This window comes from Acidovorax sp. KPB24-07, assembly GCF_057543315.1.
In genome coordinates, this window is sequence record NZ_BAAJYS010000679.1 from 1 (window position 1) to 1,211 (window position 1,211).

At 73.6% G+C, this 1,211-nt stretch carries 1 protein-coding gene and 2 pseudogenes; all 3 read left to right on the top strand.

Annotated features, from left to right (window positions below; genetic code table 11):
• Positions 1 to 236 (top strand): annotated as a pseudogene (locus AC27IQ_RS24950) (molybdenum cofactor guanylyltransferase MobA); the annotation flags it as partial.
• A complete protein-coding gene (locus AC27IQ_RS24955) occupies positions 233 to 781 on the top strand; it encodes a GNAT family N-acetyltransferase (protein WP_487091212.1) in 549 nt (182 codons plus the stop codon). The pseudogene AC27IQ_RS24950 and the gene AC27IQ_RS24955, both read left to right, overlap by 4 nt.
• Positions 778 to 1,211 (top strand): annotated as a pseudogene (locus AC27IQ_RS24960) (molybdopterin molybdenumtransferase MoeA); the annotation flags it as partial. The gene AC27IQ_RS24955 and the pseudogene AC27IQ_RS24960, both read left to right, overlap by 4 nt.

Below are 1,211 nucleotides of genomic sequence, written 5' to 3' on the forward strand. Positions count from 1 at the left end.
GAACCGGGGCGCCGCGCCCCCTGCGCACGCAGCCGGTGTTCTGCCTCCTGCGGGCCTCGCTGCGGGAGTCGCTCGCGCAATTCATGGTGGGCGGCGGCCGCAAGATCGGCGCCTGGATCGCCCAGCACCCGTGCGCCGTGGCCGCCTTCGACCAGCCCGGCGACGACCCGCTCGGCTTTTGCAACGCCAACACCCTGGCCGAACTGCACGCGCTCGAACGCGCGCTCGCCCCATGACCCCTGACCCCTTCCGGATCGACGTGCTCGGCACCGCGCACCTGCATGCCTACAAGGCCTTGCGCGACGAGGCGCTGCGCTGCGCGCCCGAGGCCTTCACCTCCGACCACGCCAGCGCGGTGCTGCGCCCGGCCCAGTCGTATGCCGAGCGCTTCGGCGCGCCCGCCACGGGCACCTTTTTCCTCGGGGCGTTCGCCGCGGACGGCCAGTTGCTCGGCAGCATCGGCTGCGAGCGCGAGGCCCGCCTGCAGCAGCGCCACTGCGCCAGCGTGGTGGGCATGATGGTGGCGCCGCGCGCGCAGCGCGGCGGCGTCGGACGCGCGCTGGTGCACGCCTGCGTGCAGCTCGCCGAACAGGTGGCCGGGCTGGAACAGCTGGTGCTGACGGTCACCGCCGCCAACACCCACGTCGTGCGCCTGTACGAGCGCGCGGGCTTTCGCGCCTGGGGCCTGCTGCCGCGCGCGGTGGTCATCCAGGGCGTCGGGCACGACAAGCTGCACATGGTGCGGTGGCTGCCGGCCTCCCCTCTTTTTTCTGCCGCATGAAGACCCTTGCACAGATCGCCGCCGGCCTGCCCGGCTACGACGCCCACGCCCTGGGTGCCGAGGCCGTCACCGCCTTCCTCGAACAACTGGTGCAGCCGGTGGCCGGCACCGAAACCGTGGCGCTGTCCGCGGCGCTCGACCGGGTGCTGGCCTGCGACCTCGTCTCGCCCATCAGCGTGCCGCCGCACGACAACTCGGCCATGGACGGCTATGCATTCGACGGTTCGGCATTGCGCGCCGGCCAGCCGCTGTCGCTGCGGGTGGCCGGCACCGCCCTGGCCGGCCGGCCCTGGACGGGCCATGCCGCACGCGGGGAATGCGTTCGCATCATGACCGGCGCCGTCATGCCGCCAGGGCTGGACACGGTGGTGCCGCAAGAGCTGGCCACCGTGCAGGGCGGCACCGTGCACCTCGCGGCCGACGCGGTCCG